18 protein-coding genes and 1 riboswitch are annotated in these 18,800 nt (G+C 39.6%); of the genes, 16 read left to right on the top strand and 2 right to left on the bottom strand.

Annotation, left to right across the window (positions count from 1 at the left end):
• The first annotated feature begins 242 nt into the window (after positions 1–242).
• The 13 genes from ACMX9J_RS26745 (at position 243) to purD (ending at position 13,572) form a co-directional block, all read left to right on the top strand.
• A complete protein-coding gene (locus ACMX9J_RS26745; RefSeq protein WP_016762769.1) occupies positions 243–443 on the top strand; it encodes an NETI motif-containing protein in 201 nt (66 codons plus the stop codon).
• Between the two features lie 84 nt (positions 444–527).
• Positions 528–629, top strand: a riboswitch (purine riboswitch).
• A gap of 128 nt (positions 630–757) precedes the next feature.
• Positions 758–1,246: a 5-(carboxyamino)imidazole ribonucleotide mutase gene (gene purE, locus ACMX9J_RS26740; RefSeq protein WP_028412533.1), complete on the top strand. Its 489-nt coding sequence runs from the start codon at positions 758–760 to the stop codon at positions 1,244–1,246.
• Entirely contained in the window at positions 1,239–2,384 is a 1,146-nt protein-coding gene (gene purK, locus ACMX9J_RS26735; protein WP_013081438.1) for a 5-(carboxyamino)imidazole ribonucleotide synthase, read from the top strand. Before purE ends, purK begins: the two co-directional genes overlap by 8 nt.
• The gene (gene purB / locus ACMX9J_RS26730; RefSeq protein WP_013055036.1) at positions 2,381–3,673 is read left to right on the top strand and encodes an adenylosuccinate lyase; all 1,293 of its coding nucleotides are present in this window, start codon (positions 2,381–2,383) and stop codon (positions 3,671–3,673) included. The genes purK and purB overlap by 4 nt, the downstream gene beginning before the upstream one ends.
• Before the next feature lie 74 nt (positions 3,674–3,747).
• Positions 3,748–4,455, top strand: coding sequence for a phosphoribosylaminoimidazolesuccinocarboxamide synthase (purC, locus tag ACMX9J_RS26725; RefSeq protein ID WP_028412531.1), 708 nt, complete (start codon positions 3,748–3,750; stop codon positions 4,453–4,455).
• Positions 4,456–4,462: 7 nt separating this feature from the next.
• Positions 4,463–4,714, top strand: coding sequence for a phosphoribosylformylglycinamidine synthase subunit PurS (gene purS, locus ACMX9J_RS26720; RefSeq protein ID WP_014461938.1), 252 nt, complete (start codon positions 4,463–4,465; stop codon positions 4,712–4,714).
• Positions 4,711–5,397, top strand: a complete 687-nt coding sequence (purQ, locus tag ACMX9J_RS26715; protein WP_013055039.1) for a phosphoribosylformylglycinamidine synthase subunit PurQ — start codon at positions 4,711–4,713, stop codon at positions 5,395–5,397. The genes purS and purQ overlap by 4 nt, the downstream gene beginning before the upstream one ends.
• Positions 5,381–7,612: a phosphoribosylformylglycinamidine synthase subunit PurL gene (gene purL, locus ACMX9J_RS26710; RefSeq protein ID WP_028412530.1), complete on the top strand. Its 2,232-nt coding sequence runs from the start codon at positions 5,381–5,383 to the stop codon at positions 7,610–7,612. Before purQ ends, purL begins: the two co-directional genes overlap by 17 nt.
• On the top strand, positions 7,588–9,003 hold the full coding sequence (gene purF / locus ACMX9J_RS26705; protein ID WP_013055041.1) for an amidophosphoribosyltransferase: 1,416 nt from the start codon (positions 7,588–7,590) through the stop codon (positions 9,001–9,003). The genes purL and purF overlap by 25 nt, the downstream gene beginning before the upstream one ends.
• 26 nt (positions 9,004–9,029) lie before the next feature.
• A complete protein-coding gene (gene purM, locus ACMX9J_RS26700; RefSeq protein WP_028412529.1) occupies positions 9,030–10,067 on the top strand; it encodes a phosphoribosylformylglycinamidine cyclo-ligase in 1,038 nt (345 codons plus the stop codon).
• Positions 10,064–10,642, top strand: a complete 579-nt coding sequence (gene purN / locus ACMX9J_RS26695) for a phosphoribosylglycinamide formyltransferase (RefSeq protein WP_014461934.1) — start codon at positions 10,064–10,066, stop codon at positions 10,640–10,642. The genes purM and purN overlap by 4 nt, the downstream gene beginning before the upstream one ends.
• 103 nt (positions 10,643–10,745) lie before the next feature.
• Positions 10,746–12,284, top strand: a complete 1,539-nt coding sequence (purH, locus tag ACMX9J_RS26690) for a bifunctional phosphoribosylaminoimidazolecarboxamide formyltransferase/IMP cyclohydrolase (RefSeq protein WP_025752921.1) — start codon at positions 10,746–10,748, stop codon at positions 12,282–12,284.
• 13 nt (positions 12,285–12,297) lie between these two features.
• A complete protein-coding gene (purD, locus tag ACMX9J_RS26685; protein WP_033580832.1) occupies positions 12,298–13,572 on the top strand; it encodes a phosphoribosylamine--glycine ligase in 1,275 nt (424 codons plus the stop codon).
• 30 nt (positions 13,573–13,602) lie between these two features.
• On the opposite strand, the gene ACMX9J_RS26680 is transcribed toward purD, so the two are convergent.
• On the bottom strand, positions 13,603–13,860 hold the full coding sequence (locus ACMX9J_RS26680; protein ID WP_016762773.1) for a DUF2892 domain-containing protein: 258 nt from the start codon (positions 13,858–13,860) through the stop codon (positions 13,603–13,605).
• A gap of 102 nt (positions 13,861–13,962) precedes the next feature.
• Here ACMX9J_RS26680 and ACMX9J_RS26675 point away from each other — a divergent pair, with 102 nt between their 5' ends.
• Positions 13,963–15,711, top strand: coding sequence for an adenine deaminase C-terminal domain-containing protein (locus tag ACMX9J_RS26675; RefSeq protein WP_416226409.1), 1,749 nt, complete (start codon positions 13,963–13,965; stop codon positions 15,709–15,711).
• A 147-nt stretch (positions 15,712–15,858) separates the two neighbouring features.
• Positions 15,859–16,164 carry a YerC/YecD family TrpR-related protein gene (locus ACMX9J_RS26670; protein ID WP_013055048.1) on the top strand — a complete coding sequence of 102 codons (306 nt, stop codon included), beginning with the start codon at positions 15,859–15,861 and terminating at the stop codon, positions 16,162–16,164.
• A 38-nt stretch (positions 16,165–16,202) separates the two neighbouring features.
• On the opposite strand, the gene ACMX9J_RS26665 is transcribed toward ACMX9J_RS26670, so the two are convergent.
• The gene (locus tag ACMX9J_RS26665; protein WP_028412526.1) at positions 16,203–17,585 is read right to left on the bottom strand and encodes a glycine--tRNA ligase; all 1,383 of its coding nucleotides are present in this window, start codon (positions 17,583–17,585) and stop codon (positions 16,203–16,205) included.
• Positions 17,586–18,097: 512 nt separating this feature from the next.
• Between ACMX9J_RS26665 and ACMX9J_RS26660 the strand changes: the two genes are divergently transcribed.
• On the top strand, positions 18,098–18,796 hold the full coding sequence (locus ACMX9J_RS26660) for a heptaprenylglyceryl phosphate synthase (RefSeq protein WP_033580830.1): 699 nt from the start codon (positions 18,098–18,100) through the stop codon (positions 18,794–18,796).
• The last annotated feature ends 4 nt before the right edge of the window (positions 18,797–18,800 follow it).

Below are 18,800 nucleotides of genomic sequence, written 5' to 3'. Positions count from 1 at the left end.
CCGAACACGGAAGTTAAGCTCTTTAGCGCCAATGGTAGTTGGGACTTTGTCCCTGTGAGAGTAGGACGTTGCCAGGCCAATAAAAAGACTAGTCATTCAATGACTAGTCTTTTTTGTTTCTAAAAATTACAGCATGAATTTAACTTTTAAATTATGTTACACTATAGTGGATTCATTTAATTTTTGTTATAAAAGCTCTTTTTGACGCTGTAAGAAACTTTTTTCGAACTGGAGGCTGCATTTTGGGTAAGAAATCAAAAAAAGTACTGTATGAATTACAAGAAAATGAAACAATCGCAAGTTGTTTAGATCGGATGAAAAAAGATGGGTATATGCCTGTTCGACGAATGGAAAAGCCTATTTTTGAAGAAAAAGAAATAAATGGTAAAAAGGACTATGTTCCGGTAAAGCAACAGATTGTTTTCGAAGGGAAAAGTCTCTAAATACGAACATTTTAATGATAAAAATAGTAAACATTCGATTTTTAGGTTGACTTTTTTCTAGTTTGGCTGTTATTATTAAGTTGTCAATTGAGATATCCGAAACCTCATATAATAGTGGGAATATGGCCCACGAGTCTCTACCCGATGACCGTAAATCATTGGACTATGAGGAGAGTACAATTACTAAATAGGTAAACATGATTCCTTTTCAAAAGGAATGTTGATACATGAAACCTAGGGTAGTTGTGGCTTTCCTTTAGTGAGCCATAACTTACCCTAGGTTTTTTTATAACGTGAAAAAGGAGCTTTTATTCATGAATGTAAAAGTTGCTGTTGTAATGGGCAGTCAGTCAGACTGGAGCACTATGAAATATGCGTGTGACATTTTAGATGAATTAAATATTCAATATGAAAAGAAAGTTGTATCAGCACATCGAACGCCGGATTATATGTTTGAATATGCTGAAACAGCGAAAGAACGAGGGATTAAAGTTATTATTGCTGGCGCTGGGGGTGCTGCGCACTTACCTGGTATGATTGCCGCAAAAACAATTTTACCTGTAATAGGAGTACCCGTTAAATCAAGTAACTTAAACGGTTTAGATTCACTTTTATCGATTGTTCAAATGCCAGGCGGCGTACCGGTAGCTACAGTAGCTATTGGGAAAGCTGGTTCTACGAACGCTGGCCTGCTAGCAGCACAAATCTTAGCAACACAGGATCCAACGTTAAGTGATCAACTTGAAAATCGTAGAGAGTCTATTAAATCATCTGTGTTAGAAAGTAGTGATCAACTTGTCTAATTTACTTATACCTCCTGGTAAAACAATTGGAATCGTAGGCGGTGGACAGCTAGGAAGAATGATTGCACTATCTGCTAAAGAAATGGGTTATTACATTGCAGTGCTTGAACCAACAGAAGATTCTCCTTGCGGTCAAGTAGCAGATATTAAAGTCATTGGCAACTATGATGATAGAAAAGCGGTTGAACAGCTTGCTGAAGTGTCAGATGTCATCACCTATGAATTTGAAAACGTTGATGTTGAGATGATGAAATGGCTAGAAACAAAATGCTACGTGCCACAAGGCAGTCATTTACTAGCCGTTACACAAAATCGTCGTTTAGAAAAAGAAATGATTACAAAGCTTAATCTAGACGTTCCTGATTACGCAATCGTTACGACTGAAGAAGAACTTTTAAAAGCTGTCGAAACAATTGGTTATCCATGTGTCGTAAAAACTTGCCGAGGCGGATATGACGGTAAAGGGCAAGTTCTAGTGAAAAATGAGAATAATATTCGTGAAGCAGCTGAGCTATTAGCACAGTCGGAATGCATTGTAGAACAGTGGATGAACTTAGATAAAGAAGTATCAGTTATTGTACACCGAAATGCAAAAGGCGAAACGGTATGTTTACCAGTAGCTGAGAACATTCATAAGCATCATATTTTGCACCAAACGATTGTTCCGGCACGTATTACAGCAGATCAAGAAGCGAAAGCTCTTCAATATGCGCAAGAAATAGCAAAAGGATTAGATTTAGTTGGTACATTAGCAGTTGAGATGTTCCTAACTGAAGAAGGTCAGCTTTATATAAATGAAATGGCACCTAGACCTCATAACTCAGGTCATTATTCAATCAATGCTTGTGATCTTTCTCAATTTCAGCAGCATGTAAGAGCCATTTGTAACTGGACCCTAGCACAGCCGACTTTATTAAAACCTGCTGTGATGGTTAACCTATTAGGGGAACATATTGAGAACACAATGGCAAAAATCGAATGTTTAGATGATATGCACTTACATTTGTACGGAAAAAAAGTTGCAAAAGAGAAGAGAAAAATGGGACATATCACGGTATTAGCTGATAAGATAGATGAGGCGATAGAAAAAGCCGAATCTCTAGGAATTTGGGAAAGAACGGAGGAAGTAACAACATGATTGAACGTTATACAAGACCAGAAATGGCAGCTATTTGGACAGAAGAAAATAAATTTAAAGCTTGGTTAGAAGTTGAAATTCTAGCTTGCGAAGCATGGTCAGAATTAGGACATATTCCGAAAGAAGATGTGAAGTTAATTCGTCAAAATGCATCTTTTGATATTAACCGCATCAATGAAATTGAACTAGAAACGCGTCATGACGTAGTAGCTTTCACTCGTGCAGTATCTGAAACGCTTGGTGAAGAGCGCAAGTGGGTACACTACGGTTTGACTTCAACTGACGTAGTTGATACAGCTCTATCTTATTTATTAAAGCAAGCTAATGAAATCTTGCTAAGTGACGTAGAGCGCTTTGTAGAAGTACTAAAGGAAAAAGCTCAAGAACATAAATATACGGTTATGATGGGACGTACGCACGGTGTACACGCTGAGCCAACGACATTTGGTTTGAAAATGGGATTATGGTATGAAGAAATGAAGCGTAACCTAGAGCGTTTAAAACGTGCTGCAGCTGAAGTGGAATTCGGTAAAATGTCAGGAGCAGTTGGAACGTTCGCTAACATCGATCCTTTCGTTGAAAAATACGTATGTGAGAAGTTAGGAATTTCACCAGCACCAATCTCTACGCAAACATTACAGCGTGACCGTCATGCACACTATATGTCAGTACTAGCGTTAATTGCGACATCTATTGAGAAATTTGCAGTAGAAGTTCGCGGTCTTCAAAAAAGTGAAACACGTGAGGTTGAAGAATATTTTGCAAAAGGTCAAAAAGGCTCATCTGCAATGCCTCATAAACGTAATCCAATCGGTTCTGAGAACGTAACGGGACTTGCTCGCTTAATTCGCGGCTATATGGTTACAGCTTATGATAATGTACCGCTTTGGCATGAGCGTGACATCTCTCATTCATCGGCAGAGCGTGTCATCTTACCTGATGCAACGATTGCTTTGAATTACATGTTAAATCGTTTTGCAAATATTGTTAAAAACTTAACAGTATTCCCTGACAACATGAAGCGCAACATGGATCGTACACTAGGGCTAATTTACTCACAGCGTGTACTTTTAACATTAATTAACAAAGGTATGGTACGTGAAGAAGCATACGACTTAGTACAGCCAAAAGCAATGGAAGCATGGGAAACGCAAGTTCCTTTCCGTTCTTTAATTGAAGGCGAAGAGCGCATTACTCGCCACTTATCGCCAGAAGAGATTGAAGATTGCTTCGATCATAAGCACCATTTAAAAAATGTAGATATGATTTTTGAACGTTTAGGTCTTTAATAAAAAAGGCAAGGCACGTCCTTGCCTTTATCTAAGAAAGTGTATCTGAATATTCTGTATGTAGAGGTGACAGCATGGAAAAGCAAGAGTTACTTTATGAAGGAAAAGCGAAAAAAATTTACGCTACTGATGAGCAAGATGTACTGTGGGTTGCTTATAAAAATGAAGCTACAGCATTCAACGGTCAGAAAAAAGCAGAGATTAGCGGAAAAGCACAGCTGAACAATCAAATTAGTAGTTTACTATTTTCAATGTTACATGAGCAAGGGATTACAACTCACTTTGTGAAGCAGCTTTCAGATCATGAACAGGCGGTTAAGAAAGTAGAAATTGTTCCGCTTGAAGTCGTTGTACGAAATGCTACAGCAGGAAGCCTTGCGAAGCGAATTGGCGTAGAAGAAGGTATTCGTTTTGAACAGCCAATCGTTGAACTTTACTACAAAGATGATGCGCTTGGTGATCCATTAATTCTTGCAGAACATGCGATTTTCCTTAAGGCTGCAACTCAAGAAGAGATTGATAGTTTAAAGGCACAAGCACTTCAAATCAACGAAGTATTATCGAAATTTTTCAAAGATAAAGACATTTTCTTAGTGGATTTTAAATTAGAATTCGGCCGTACTTCTCAAGGCGACATTATTTTAGCGGATGAAATTTCACCTGACACTTGCCGCTTCTGGGATGTTCATACGAACGAAAAATTAGATAAAGATGTATTCCGCAGAGACTTAGGCGGTTTAACAGAAGCATACGAAAAAATCTTACAGCGAATCGGAGGATAACCCAACCATGTATAAAGTAAAAGTATTTGTCACATTAAGAGAAAGTGTATTAGACCCTCAAGGAGTAGCCGTTAAAAATTCATTGCACCGTATGTCTTATGAAGAAGTTCAAGAAGTACGCATCGGTAAATTTTTAGAGCTAACAATCGACAGCACAGATTCATTAGATGAACGCGTAAAAGAAATGTGTGAAAAGCTTTTAGTTAATACAGTAATTGAAGATTACCGTTACGAGGTTGAGGAGGTTGTCGTACAGTGAAATTTGCTGTAATTGTTTTTCCAGGATCAAACTGTGACGTAGATATGTATCATGCTATCAAAGATGAGCTTGGTGAAGAAGTAGATTACGTTTGGCACGATACAGAATCATTAGATCAATATGATGGTATCTTGCTTCCAGGTGGTTTCTCATATGGAGATTACCTTCGTTCAGGTGCTATCGCTCGCTTCTCAAATGTAATGGATGCTGTAAAAAAAGCAGCAAGCCAAGGAAAGCCAGTACTAGGTGTATGTAATGGATTCCAAATTTTATTAGAAGCAGGATTACTGCCAGGTGCTATGCGCCGTAATGAAAACTTAAAATTCATCTGTAAAACAGTGAATTTGAAAGTAGCTAATAACGAAACAATGTTTACAAATGCTTATGGCAAAGATGAAGTAATTGCTATTCCAGTGGCACACGGTGAAGGCAACTACTATTGTGATGAACATACGTTACAAAAATTGATTGAAAACAACCAGATTCTTTTCCAATACGCAGGTGATAATCCAAACGGAAGTCTTCAAGATATTGCAGGGATTACGAACGAAACAGGCAACGTATTAGGAATGATGCCTCACCCAGAAAGAGCGGTAAGCGATCTTTTAGGAAGCGCGGACGGACTTAAATTATTTCAATCAATCGTAAAGCAGTGGAGGGAACAAAATGTCGTTACTTCTTGAACCAAATGTAGAGCAAATTAAAGAACAAAAGTTATATCGAGATATGGGATTAACAGACGAAGAGTTTGCGAATGTAGAGCAACTGCTTGGTCGTACTCCTAACTATACAGAAACAGGCTTATTCTCTGTTATGTGGTCAGAGCACTGTAGCTATAAAAACTCTAAGCCTGTACTGAAAAAATTCCCTATCACGGGTGAAAAAGTATTACAAGGTCCTGGTGAAGGAGCTGGTATCGTTGATATTGGTGATAACCAAGCCGTTGTATTTAAAATCGAAAGTCATAACCATCCATCAGCGATTGAACCTTATCAAGGAGCAGCAACTGGTGTAGGTGGCATCATTCGTGACGTCTTTTCAATGGGAGCAAGACCGATTGCACTTTTAAACTCTTTACGTTTTGGTGAATTAACATCTCCAAAGGTTCGTCATTTGTTTGAGGAAGTAGTAGCGGGAATCGCAGGTTACGGTAACTGTGTAGGAATCCCAACAGTAGGTGGAGAAATTCAGTTTGAAGCTTCATATGAAGGAAATCCGCTTGTTAACGCTATGTGTGTTGGTTTAATTAACCACGAAGATATTCAAAAAGGTCAAGCTAAAGGCGTTGGCAACACGGTTATGTACGTAGGAGCAAAAACGGGACGCGACGGTATCCACGGCGCTACATTTGCTTCTGAAGAGCTATCTGATCAGTCAGATGAAAAACGTCCTGCTGTACAAGTAGGAGATCCATTTATGGAAAAACTTCTTCTTGAAGCTTGCTTAGAGCTTATCAAGTGTGACGCTTTAGTAGGTATTCAAGATATGGGTGCTGCGGGCTTAACAAGTTCTTCGGCAGAGATGGCAAGTAAAGCAGGTTCTGGTATTGAAATGAACCTTGATCTTGTACCTCAGCGTGAAACGGGTATGACACCATATGAAATGATGCTTTCAGAATCTCAAGAGCGCATGCTCATCGTTGTTGAAAAAGGCCGTGAAAATGAAATCGTCGAAATCGTTGAAAAATACGGATTAGAAGCTGTTTCAGTCGGTCACGTAACCGACGATAAGCGCCTTCGTTTAACTCATAACGGAGAAGTAGTAGCAGATGTTCCTGTAGATGCATTAGCAGAAGATGCACCGGTATACCACAAACCATCTCAAGAACCAGCATACTATCGTGAGTTCCAAGAGCAGTCAGCATACGCTCCTACTGTTGAAAATCACAGTGATATGTTAGTAACGCTTTTAAAACAGCCTACGATTGCAAACAAAGAGTGGGTTTACAACCAATATGACTACCAAGTACGTACAAACACAGTTGTATCTCCTGGATCTGACGCGGCGGTTGTTCGTGTACGTGATACAAATAAAGCATTAGCGATGACAACAGACTGTAACTCTCGCTATTTATACCTAGACCCGGAAGTAGGCGGCCGTATCGCAGTGGCAGAAGCTGCTCGTAACCTTGTATGTTCAGGTGCACAGCCTCTTGCGATTACAGACTGCTTAAACTTCGGCAACCCTGAAAAGCCAGAAATCTTCTGGCAAATTGAAAAAGCAACAGACGGTATGAGCGACGCTTGCCGTGAGCTATCGACTCCGGTTATCGGCGGTAACGTATCTCTGTACAATGAGACAAAAGGTGAAGCAATTTACCCAACTCCTGTTATTGGAATGGTTGGTCTAATCGACGATATCAACCATATTACAACTCAATATGCGAAGCAAAAAGATGACTTAATCTATGTTATTGGTAAAGCTGAAGCAGAATTCGCAGGTACTGAGCTTCAAAAAGTACTAGAAAACGGTACGGTATTCGGCCAGTCACCTAAATTAGATTTAGCGGTTGAAAAAACACGTCAAGATCAGCTTCTTCAAGCAATTCGTGAAGGTGCAGTTCAATCTGCTCACGATATTGCAGAAGGAGGATTCGCGGTAGCCCTAGCTGAAAAAGTGATGAACGGCAGCGGGTTAGGCGTAAACGTAACGGTAGACGGTGAAGCAACAGCAGAGCTATTCAGTGAAACACAATCACGCTTTGTCGTAACGGTTTCACCAGAGAATAAAGAAAAATTCGAAATGCTTGTACAAGATGCAACATTAGTAGGACGCGTAACAGAAGACGCAACATTAACTGTTAAACATCAAGAAAATGTTCTTGTTCAATTATCAGTTGAAGAATTAACTACTGCTTGGAAAGGAGCGCTTCCATGCTTGCTGAAATCAAAGGCTTAAACGAAGAATGTGGCGTATTCGGTGTATGGGGACATGAAAATGCAAGCCAGATTGCTTATTACGGTTTGCATAGCTTGCAACACCGCGGACAAGAAGGCGCTGGTATTGCTGTAACAGACGGAGAAAAAGTGACAGTGATGAAAGGCGTCGGTCTTGTTAACGAAGTATTTGGCCACGGAGAGTTAGAGCAACTAAACGGTAAAGCAGCAATTGGACACGTTCGTTATGCAACAGCTGGAGGCGGAGGGTTTGAAAATGTTCAACCCCTTCACTTCCGCTCTCATAGCGGAAGCCTTGCGTTAGCTCATAATGGAAACTTGGTTAATGCAAATGCATTAAAGCATCAGCTGGAAAACCAAGGGAGTATTTTCCAATCAACATCTGATACAGAAGTACTTGCTCATTTAATTAAACGAAGCGGCTATGAAGATATGAAAGATAAAGTGAAAAATGCTTTATCCATGGTTAAAGGCGCATACGCATTCGTTATTTTAACGGAAGATACGATGATGGTTGCACTTGATCCTCACGGACTGCGTCCATTATCAATTGGACGATTAGGTGATGCCTATGTAGTAGCTTCTGAAACATGTGCGTTTGATATTGTTGGAGCGGTTCATGAGCGTGATGTAGAGCCTGGTGAGTTACTTATTATTAATGATGAAGGTATTCAATCAGAGCGATTCACATTAAACGTAAACCGTGCTATTTGCAGTATGGAATATATTTATTTCTCAAGACCAGATAGTAATATTGATGGAATCAATGTTCACTCTGCTCGTAAAAACCTTGGGAAACAACTTGCAGTTGAGTCACCGATTGAAGCAGACGTTGTAACAGGCGTTCCGGATTCAAGTATTTCAGCAGCGATTGGTTTTGCAGAACAGTCAGGGATTCCATACGAATTAGGTTTAATTAAGAATCGATACGTAGGCCGTACATTCATTCAGCCTTCACAAGAATTGCGTGAACAAGGTGTAAAAATGAAGCTGTCTCCTGTACGTAAAATTGTAGAGGGTAAACGTGTTGTCATGGTAGATGATTCTATCGTTCGCGGCACAACAAGCCGTCGCATTGTTCGTATGCTTCGAGAAGCAGGAGCAACTGAAGTACATGTACGCATCAGTTCACCTCCTATTAAAAATCCATGTTTTTATGGAATTGACACATCGTCATCCTCTGAGTTAATTGCTGCTACGCGCTCTGTTGAAGAAATTCGTGAATTGATTGAAGCTGATTCACTTGTTTTCTTAAGCAACGAAGGTTTAGTAGACGCAATCGGCAGACAGTATGAAGGCAACGGCGGACAGTGTATGGCATGTTTTACTGGAAAGTATCCAACTGAAATTTATCCAGATACTGTACACCCTCATGAAAAGGTAACTTGTTAGTTTTAACGTAAAAAAGGAGTGACAACATGTCATATTCATATAAACAAGCTGGAGTTGACTTAGAAGCAGGATATGAAGCTGTTTCACGTATTAAAAAGCACGTAGAACGAACTGCTCGTGCAGGTATTATGGGAACAGTCGGCGGCTTTGGCGGAATGTTCGATTTATCTACATTGAATTTAAAAGAGCCTGTTCTTGTTTCTGGTACAGATGGAGTAGGAACAAAATTGAAACTTGCTTTTCAAATGGATAAGCATGACACAATCGGTGTGGATGCAGTGGCCATGTGTGTAAACGACGTTTTAGCACAAGGAGCAGAGCCTCTCTACTTCTTAGATTATATTGCTTGCGGGAAAGCAGTTCCTGAAAAAATTGAATCGATTGTAAAAGGAATTGCAGACGGCTGTGAACAGTCCAACTGTGCGTTAATTGGCGGAGAAACAGCTGAAATGCCAGGTTTATACGAAGAAGATGAATATGATCTTGCAGGGTTTACAGTAGGAGCGGTAGAAAAGTCAGAAATTATTACTGGAGATGAGATTAAAGCTGGACAGCTGTTGATCGGTATCTCATCTAGCGGTATTCACAGCAACGGCTACTCTCTTGTACGTAAAATTGTTGATGATCAAGGGTTAAATCTTCACGAAACTTACGCTGGTTTTAATGAAAAGCTCGGAGTTGAGTTATTAACGCCAACAAAAATATACGTGAAGCCGGTCCTAAAAGCATTACATGCAGCTAAGATTGCAGGTATGGCTCATATTACTGGAGGCGGATTTGTTGAAAATATCCCTCGTATGCTTCCTGAAGGTTTAGGTGTAGAAATCGATTACGGTTCTTGGCCAATTCCATACGTGTTTGATTTCCTTGAAGAGCAAGGCAAGCTAGACCGTAAAGAAATGTTCGAAGTATTCAATATGGGAATCGGATTTGTTTTAGCTGTTGAACCTGAAGATATGAATAAAGTCATTGAAGCAATTGAAAACGAAGGCGAAAAAGCATTTGTTATCGGACGTGTCAAAGAAGGAACAGGTGTTGAATTTGCTGGAGGGACGTTTGCATGATAAATATTGCAGTGTTTGCTTCTGGAAACGGCAGTAACTTTCAATCCATCTACGAAGCAACTCAGTCAGGTCGATTAAAAGCAAATATTGCGCTTGTTGTTTGTAATAAACCGGATGCATACGTAATTGAACGAGCAAAAGCATGTGGAATACCATGCTTTGTTTGTTCGCCTAAAAACTATGAAAATAAAGAAGCGTATGAAGCAGCAATTCTTGCAGAGCTTACATCAGCTAAAGTAGAATTTCTTGTTTTAGCAGGATATATGCGATTAGTTGGTTCGACGTTGCTTAAGCCATACAAAAATCGTATTGTTAATATCCACCCTTCGCTTTTACCTGCATTTCCTGGGATTGATGCTATTGGTCAAGCTTTTGATGCAGGAGTAAAAGTGATTGGAATTACCGTGCATTTTGTAGATGAAGGCATGGATACAGGACCAATTATTGACCAGCAGGCTATTCGCATTGAAAAAGGCGATACAAGAGAAACAGTTGAGGCCCGTATTCATGAAATTGAACATCAATTTTATCCCGCGGTACTGAATGAATTATTTGAACAAGCCGCAGTTAAATAAATAGGATGTAACCTTGTCAAAAAAGTTTTAATCCTTTACTATGGTAGAGTAGTAGTGAAAGAAAGATTTTAAATGAGAGATCGGATCAGGAGGAGTTTACAAAATGACAGCAAAACGCGCGCTTATTAGCGTATCTGATAAAGAAGGTATTGTTTCATTTGCACAAGAATTAAAGGACTTAGGAGTAGAAATTATTTCAACTGGCGGTACAAAGCGTACCCTAGAAGAAAACGGCATTGACGTTATCGGAATCTCTGAAGTAACTGGTTTCCCAGAAATTTTAGACGGCCGTTTAAAAACATTGCATCCTAACGTTCACGGTGCTTTATTAGCGTTACGCGATAATGAAGAGCATCAAGCTCAAATGAAAGAGCATAATATCTCGCCAATCGACTTTGTAGTTGTAAACTTATATCCATTTAAAAAGACAATTGAAAAAGAGGATGTAACGCTTGCTGAAGCGATTGAGAATATTGACATCGGTGGACCTACAATGCTTCGTTCAGCTGCGAAAAACTATCGTTCTGTCTCAGTTGTAGTAGATCCAAGCGATTACGCAACCGTAGTAGAAGAGTTAAAAGCGGATGGCAATGTTTCATTTGAAACCAACCAACGATTAGCAGCAAAAGTATTCCGTCATACGGCAGCTTATGATGCATTAATCGCTGAATACTTAACAAACATTACAGGTGAAACAACTCCTGAGAAATTAACAGTAACGTATGAGCGCGTTCAAGGCTTACGATACGGAGAAAACCCTCACCAACAAGCTTCTTTTTATAAAAAGCCGTTAACACAAAAAGGTTCTATTGCAACAGCTACGCAGCTGCATGGAAAAGAGTTATCATACAATAATATCAACGATGCAAACGCAGCTCTTCAAATCGTAAAAGAATTCAAAGAGCCGGCTATCGTAGCGATCAAACATATGAATCCTTGCGGTGTAGGTGTGGGTGAAACAATTGCTCAAGCTTATCAAAAAGCATATGAAGCGGATCCTACATCTATCTTTGGCGGCATCGTAGCAGCTAACCGTCCTATCGACCGTGAAACGGCTATTCAGTTAAAAGAAATTTTCTTAGAAATTATCATTGCTCCTGCGTTCGATCAAGAAGCATTAGATGTATTAACAGCTAAGAAAAACCTTCGTTTACTAACGATAGAGCTTGATGAAAAAGCAGAAAAAGAAGCTTTCTTAACGTCTGTAAAAGGCGGCGTGCTTGTTCAGGATGAAGACGTATTCGGATTTGATGATGCAACGATTACTGTTCCAACGAAACGCGAGCCAACAGAAAAAGAGTGGGCAGATTTAAAATTAGCATGGAAAGTTGTTAAAAATGTTAAGTCTAATGCTATTGTACTTGCAAAAGATGACATGACAATTGGCGTAGGTGCTGGTCAAATGAATCGCGTGGGCGCTGCAAAAATTGCAATTGAACAAGCTGGTGAAAAAGCACAAGGTTCAGCTTTAGGTTCAGATGCTTTCTTCCCAATGGGCGATACAGTAGAAGCAGCAGCTAAAGCAGGAATCACAGCTATTATTCAGCCAGGCGGATCAATTCGTGATGAAGAGTCAATTGCAAAAGCAGATGAATACGGCATTGCAATGGTATTTACAGGCGTAAGACATTTTAAACATTAATGAGGTGAAGAACGTGAATGTTTTAGTTATTGGAAAAGGCGGAAGAGAGCATACAATTGCATGGAAAGCTTCAAAAAGTCCACTTGTTAACGAAGTGTTTGTAGCACCAGGAAACCCAGGCATGAGAGATGTGGCAACGATTGTACCAATCGATGAAAGCAGCCAAGAAGAGCTTGTGCAGTTTGCAAAAGAAAATAAGATTGGATTAACAATTGTTGGACCAGAAAATCCGCTAATTGAAGGCATTGTTGATCGATTCGAACAAGAAGGTCTTCCGGTCTTTGGACCGCGCAAACAAGCAGCGATGATTGAAGGAAGCAAAAGCTTTGCAAAAGAGCTCATGAAAAAGTATGATATTCCAACCGCAGCGTATGAAACATTTACGTCTTACGAGGAAGCAAAAGCATATGTGGAAAAGCAAGGCGCTCCAATTGTTATTAAAGCAGACGGCTTAGCAGCTGGTAAAGGTGTAACTGTTGCTTTAACAGTAGAAGAAGCTGTAGATACATTACGTGATTTTCTAGTTGACCAAAAATTTAAAGAAGCAAGTGCCAAAGTAGTTGTAGAAGAATTTTTGGATGGTGAAGAATTTTCATTAATGGCATTCGTACGCGGGACAAATGTGTATCCAATGGTAATTGCACAAGATCATAAGCGTGCTTTTGACGGCGATCAAGGTCCGAACACAGGAGGCATGGGAGCTTACTCTCCTGTTCCGCAAATTAGTGATGCAGAAGTACAAGAGGCTGTAGAAAACATCTTACTTCCAATGGCTAAAGGATTAGCTGAAGAAGGCTGTGAGTATACGGGAATTCTATATGCTGGTCTGATTCAAACACAAAAAGGACCAAAAGTGATTGAATTTAATGCGCGTTTTGGAGATCCTGAAACACAGGTTGTACTGCCCCGTATGAAAAGCGATTTAGTCGATGTGCTTCTTCGCATTTTGAAAGAAGAAAAAGTAGAAATTGAATGGGATAACGAAGCAGCTATTGGAATTGTATTAGCAGCAGCGGGTTACCCAGAAGATTATCAAAAGGGTGCGCCAATTAACGGATTGGATGCGATCAGTGAAGACGCGCTTGTTTTCCACGCTGGTACGGCTTTAGAAAACGACACATACGTTTCGAACGGCGGCCGCGTTCTATTAGTAGGTGCCAAAGGAGCAACTCTTCAAGAAGCGCAGCAAGAAGTATACAAACAAATGGCTCATATCGATGTAGAAAAAGGCTTTTTCTATCGCAAAGACATCGGCCATCGTGCATTAGCAAAAGCAGCTTTAAAATAAAAAAGGAGAGCTCCGGCTCTCCTTTTTACCTTATGAAGGATTATACGTTTCTTCGTTTCCATTTGGATGGTGTTCATGTTCATCGTGTTTTTGACACGAATCATATGCGTACGTAAGGGGGCAAAAACGCGTGATGCCTTCTGCAACTTTTAAAGCTCCCATTAACCCTAAGAAGATGTATGAATCTTTGTACGGCCTGCGAGATAAACGAGATGTTGTCCAAGAAAGAAGGGTAAAGCCCAGTGTAAGTCGAATTAATGCGTTAACAATACCGATATTTGGTTTCATGTTTTATCACCTTTATTCATAAAATTAATAACAGTTTCTGAATGCGTTTACATCACGGATGTGTTACGATAAAAATACATAGTAAATTAGGGGGAATTTAGCATGCCGGAACAGAGATACCGCTGGAAAAGCAAACATATTAGACAGCAGCTTTTAGTATTAAACGGTCAAAAAGCACCAACTATTGTCTTAAAAGATGCAACATATTTGAACGCTCGAATGAAGCAGTGGAAAAAAGCACATATTTGGGTTTACCAAGATCGTATTGTATACGTTGGCTCAGAGATGCCTAAGCACACAGACGCTTCTACAGAGATTATAGACTGCAGTGAGAAATATGTGGTTCCTGGGTATATTGAGCCGCATGTTCACCCGTTTCAGTTATATAATCCCCAGACTTTTTCCCAATATGCAGCCAAGCACGGAACAACCACTTTATTTAATGATAATTTAATTCTCGCTTTACAGCTTAAACAAAAAACGGCATTTTCATTGATTGAAGAAATGAAAACGTTACCACAGTCACTGTATTGGTGGTGCAGATTTGATTCGCAGACAGAAATTGATGAAGAGGCTGATATCTTCTCACATACAAACATTACTTCTTGGCTACAAAATGAAGCTGTCTTACAAGGAGGCGAACTGACAAGTTGGCCGAAGCTTTTAGACGGAGATGATTTAATGCTTCACTGGGTTCAAGAGACAAAGCGGATGAGGAAGCATATTGAAGGACATTTCCCGGGGGCGTCAGCATTTACCTTAGCAAAAATGAAATTGCTCGGGGCAGACAGCGATCATGAGTCTATGACAGGGGAAGATGTTGTTGCTCGGTTAACGCAAGGCTATGACGTTGCTTTGCGCCACTCTTCCATTCGGCCAGATTTGCCAAAACTGCTGCAGGAGTTAAAAGAGCTGCAGGTAGATTATTTTGACCATATTACCATGAATACAGACGGTTCTCCGCCTTCTTTTTACCAAAACGGCGTGTCAGATATGTTAATTACATTAGCTATTTCAGAAGGAGTTCCTGTGTTAGATGCTTATAATATGGTGTCTGTAAATATTGCCCGCTATTACAACATGGAACATTTGCACGGGCATGTAGCAACAGGCTGTGTGGCTAATATTAATATTTTAGAAGATCCTATGCGGCCTACTCCGGTATCTGTGCTAGCAAAAGGAAAGTGGATGAAAAAAGAAGGCAAAGAACAAGCATTAGCCTCGGTGGAATTTCCTTGGGAAAAGTTTGGTTTTTCACCGTTAAAGTTAGACTTTGATTTAACGATGGACGATTTTCAATTTTCAATGCCAGTAGGCGTCAAAATGAAAAATGCTGTTATTATGGAGCCGTATTCAATTCACTTAAATGTGAGCGGAGATGTATTAGCCTCTGATCATGATGAAAGCTTTTTAGTGCTGGTGGACCGAGAAGGCAAGTGGCGCATCAATACGCTGTTAAAAGGATTTGCGACAAATGTATCGGGAATGGCGAGTTCGTTTTCAAATACAGGTGATTTTATTTTAATTGGAAAATCGAAAAAAGATATGATGTGTGCATTCAAACGTATGAAAGAAATTGGCGGCGGTATTGTTATTACAGAAGGTGAGAAAGTAGTATATGAACTGGATCTTCCGTTAAAAGGAGTCATGTCGAATCTGCCGATGGAAGAGCTAAGTAAACGAGAGGTGGAACTCAAGAAAGTGCTGGGTGAGCGAGGATACAAACACGATGATCCTGTCTATTCACTGCTGTTCTTTTCGTCTACACATTTGCCTTATATTCGTATCACGCCAGTAGGAATTTATGACGTTATGAATAAAAAAGTACTTTTTCCGTCTATAATGCGTTAAAATATAAAAGTATCAAAGGAATTTGAAATTTGTATGAAATTGGCTGTCTTCATACAGAATGAATGTATGTGCAAATAAATATAGAAACTGTATTTTATAGATAGAAACAACTAGTAAAGAAAGCCAATGATAAAGGAGTTCGATACGATGCAAATCAACAAACTACGAGGAAAAGAATTAGATCAGCTATTTCAAGCGATTTTATCATTAGAAAACATTGAAGAATGCTATCAATTTTTTGATGACCTATGTACAGTTAATGAAATTCAATCATTAGCACAGCGCTTAGAAGTAGCAAGAATGCTAAGAGAAGGCAACACGTACCATAAAATTGAGACGGAAACTGGAGCAAGCACAGCGACTATTTCCCGTGTTAAACGCTGCTTGAATTATGGAAGCGATGCGTATCAAATGGTGTTAGAACGCCTTCAAGAAGATTCAAATCAAAAGTAAAGCGTATGGCTGAAGCAGCCATACGCTTATTTTTTTAATTAAAATTGAGTTGCTTCTTCAATGATATTTTTCAGGTCGCTAATTGCTACACGTTTTTGTTCCATTGTGTCGCGGTTACGAATTGTTACTTGATTGTCTTCTAATGAATCGAAGTCGAATGTAATACAGAAAGGCGTACCGATTTCATCATGGCGACGGTAACGTTTACCGATTGAACCAGCATCATCGTAGTCAATCATAAAGTGTTTTGCTAAATCTTCAAAGACAGCGCGCGCTTCGTTAGAAAGCTTTTTAGAAAGTGGCAATACAGCAGCTTTAAATGGTGCTAAAGCAGGGTGAAGCTGCATTACTGTACGAGATGAGCCGTCTTCTAACGTTTCTTCTTCATATGCATCAATCATATAAGCCAATGTTACACGGTCAGCACCTAAAGAAGGCTCGATGCAGTAAGGTACATAGCGTTCGTTTGTTTCTTGATCAACGTATTGGAAGTCTTCTCCAGAGTGTTCCATATGCTGCTTTAAGTCATAGTCTGTACGAGAAGCTACGCCCCATAGTTCGCCCCAGCCGAATGGGAATTTGTATTCAAAGTCTGTTGTTGCATTACTGTAGTGAGAAAGTTCATCATCATCATGGTCGCGAAGACGAACGTTTTCTTCTTTCATGCCAAGAGAAAGAAGCCATTTGTTACATGTTTCTTTCCAGTAGTTAAACCATTCTAATTCAGTGCCTGGTTTACAGAAGAATTCAAGCTCCATTTGTTCAAATTCACGTGTACGGAATGTGAAGTTACCAGGTGTAATTTCGTTACGGAAGCTTTTACCCACTTGGCCGATACCGAATGGAAGCTTTTTACGCATTGAGCGCTGAACGTTTTTAAAGTTTACGAAAATACCTTGAGCTGTTTCAGGACGAAGGTAAATTTCATTTGTTGATGTTTCAGTTACACCTTGGTGCGTTTTGAACATTAAGTTAAATTGACGAATTTCAGTGAAGTTAGCTGAACCACACTCAGGACATGTAATTTCATGTTCTTTAATTAAGTCAGCCATTGCATCAAATGAAAGGCCGTCTACGATCATTTCAATGCCTTTTTCTTGAAGCTTTTCTTCAATTAATTTATCAGCACGGTGACGAGCTTTACAATCCTTACAGTCGATCATTGGGTCATTAAAGTTTCCTAAGTGACCAGAAGCTTCCCATGTTTTTGGATTCATTAAAATCGCAGCGTCTAAACCAACGTTATATGGAGATTCTTGAATGAATTTTTTCCACCATGCTTTTTTAATATTGTTTTTTAATTCTACGCCAAGCGGGCCGTAATCCCATGTATTTGCAAGACCGCCGTAAATTTCAGAACCTTGAAATACAAAGCCGCGATGTTTGGCGTGAGATACGATTTGATCCATTGTTTTTGACATTCTAATTCCTCCTGTAAATGGTAGTAATTCAAGCGAAACAAAAAGAGCGGGTACAAAAAAACTCTCGTCCCTGGGCATATCAACAATATGCCCAGGGACGAGAGTTTTTCCCGCGGTTCCACCCTGGTTGATACAAAATGTATCCACCTTCGTCTGTATATACTCCAGATTGCCTTTTCCTTAAACCATTCTCTAGGCTCCCACCATCCCTAGTTCGCTTTGTGAAGAGGATTTAAGTACTATTGATCCTTCAGCGTATATCATATGAATTTTAGTAGCTATATATTAGCATATCCTATGCAGAGAAACAATAACCTTGTGCAAAATGGGCTTTTTTTGTGATGTTTTCTTCCGGAATTTGAGGATGAAACCATATCTTTTATCCATATTTTTTGAAAACAAAAAACGTGATGAAAAGTTCGGTTTTCCTTTCATTTCACCCTCTTAGTTTTGTTATAATGAACAAATGGACGAGCGCGAACTTTTAAGTGTAAAGAAATGGAGGAACCTATATGTATGATATTAAAGAGTGGAGACATGTCTTTAAATTAGATCCTAATAAAGAAATTTCAGATGCAGATTTAGAAAAAATTTGCGAATCCGGCACGGATGCGGTTCTTGTTGGAGGATCAGACGGAGTAACTTTAGACAATGTGCTGCAGCTGTTAATGCGTATTCGCCGCTACACGGTGCCGTGTGCGCTAGAAGTATCAACAATTGACTCTGTAACGCCTGGTTTTGATTCTTATTTCATTCCGACCGTTTTAAACAGCAAGGATCCAAAGTGGATTGTTGACTTACATCATGCGGCGATGAAGGAATACGGTGAAATCATGGACTGGGATGAAATTTTTGTAGAAGGATACTGCGTACTTAACCCCGAAGCAAAAGTAGCTGCGCTAACGGAAGCGAAAACCGATTTGGATGCAGAAGATGTTGTAGCGTATGCTCGCATGGCTGAACGCATGTTTCATTTGCCCGTTTTCTATCTAGAATACAGTGGAACATATGGAGACCCTGCATTAGTGGCAGAAGTGAAAAATTCGCTAAATGAGACGAAGTTATTTTACGGCGGCGGTATTGAGACAAAAGAGCAAGCAAGTGAGATGGGAGAGCTAGCTGATACAGTTATTGTAGGAAATGTTATTTATACAAATTTATCGGAAGCATTAAAAACGGTAAAAGCGGTAAAAAAGAATATTGCACAGTGAAAAA

The organism is Priestia sp. RMT2NF4 (assembly GCF_047872835.1).
In the GTDB taxonomy this organism is placed as follows: domain Bacteria; phylum Bacillota; class Bacilli; order Bacillales; family Bacillaceae_H; genus Priestia; species Priestia zanthoxyli.
Note: the sequence above shows the minus strand (reverse complement) of the source record. Positions and strands in the feature narration are given on the sequence as shown.

What these genes read in the sequence shown, in the direction of transcription:
- purE (WP_028412533.1), top strand. Translation starts at nt 758, where the DNA reads ATGAATGTAAAAGTTGCTGTTGTAATGGGCAGTCAGTCAGACTGGAGC.
- purB (WP_013055036.1), top strand. Translation starts at nt 2,381, where the DNA reads ATGATTGAACGTTATACAAGACCAGAAATGGCAGCTATTTGGACAGAA.
- purC (WP_028412531.1), top strand. Translation starts at nt 3,748, where the DNA reads ATGGAAAAGCAAGAGTTACTTTATGAAGGAAAAGCGAAAAAAATTTAC.
- purS (WP_014461938.1), top strand. Translation starts at nt 4,463, where the DNA reads ATGTATAAAGTAAAAGTATTTGTCACATTAAGAGAAAGTGTATTAGAC.
- purL (WP_028412530.1), top strand. Translation starts at nt 5,381, where the DNA reads ATGTCGTTACTTCTTGAACCAAATGTAGAGCAAATTAAAGAACAAAAG.
- purF (WP_013055041.1), top strand. Translation starts at nt 7,588, where the DNA reads ATGCTTGCTGAAATCAAAGGCTTAAACGAAGAATGTGGCGTATTCGGT.
- purM (WP_028412529.1), top strand. Translation starts at nt 9,030, where the DNA reads ATGTCATATTCATATAAACAAGCTGGAGTTGACTTAGAAGCAGGATAT.
- purN (WP_014461934.1), top strand. Translation starts at nt 10,064, where the DNA reads ATGATAAATATTGCAGTGTTTGCTTCTGGAAACGGCAGTAACTTTCAA.
- purH (WP_025752921.1), top strand. Translation starts at nt 10,746, where the DNA reads ATGACAGCAAAACGCGCGCTTATTAGCGTATCTGATAAAGAAGGTATT.
- ACMX9J_RS26680 (WP_016762773.1), bottom strand. Translation starts at nt 13,860, where the DNA reads ATGAAACCAAATATCGGTATTGTTAACGCATTAATTCGACTTACACTG.
- ACMX9J_RS26675 (WP_416226409.1), top strand. Translation starts at nt 13,963, where the DNA reads ATGCCGGAACAGAGATACCGCTGGAAAAGCAAACATATTAGACAGCAG.
- ACMX9J_RS26670 (WP_013055048.1), top strand. Translation starts at nt 15,859, where the DNA reads ATGCAAATCAACAAACTACGAGGAAAAGAATTAGATCAGCTATTTCAA.
- ACMX9J_RS26665 (WP_028412526.1), bottom strand. Translation starts at nt 17,585, where the DNA reads ATGTCAAAAACAATGGATCAAATCGTATCTCACGCCAAACATCGCGGC.
- ACMX9J_RS26660 (WP_033580830.1), top strand. Translation starts at nt 18,098, where the DNA reads ATGTATGATATTAAAGAGTGGAGACATGTCTTTAAATTAGATCCTAAT.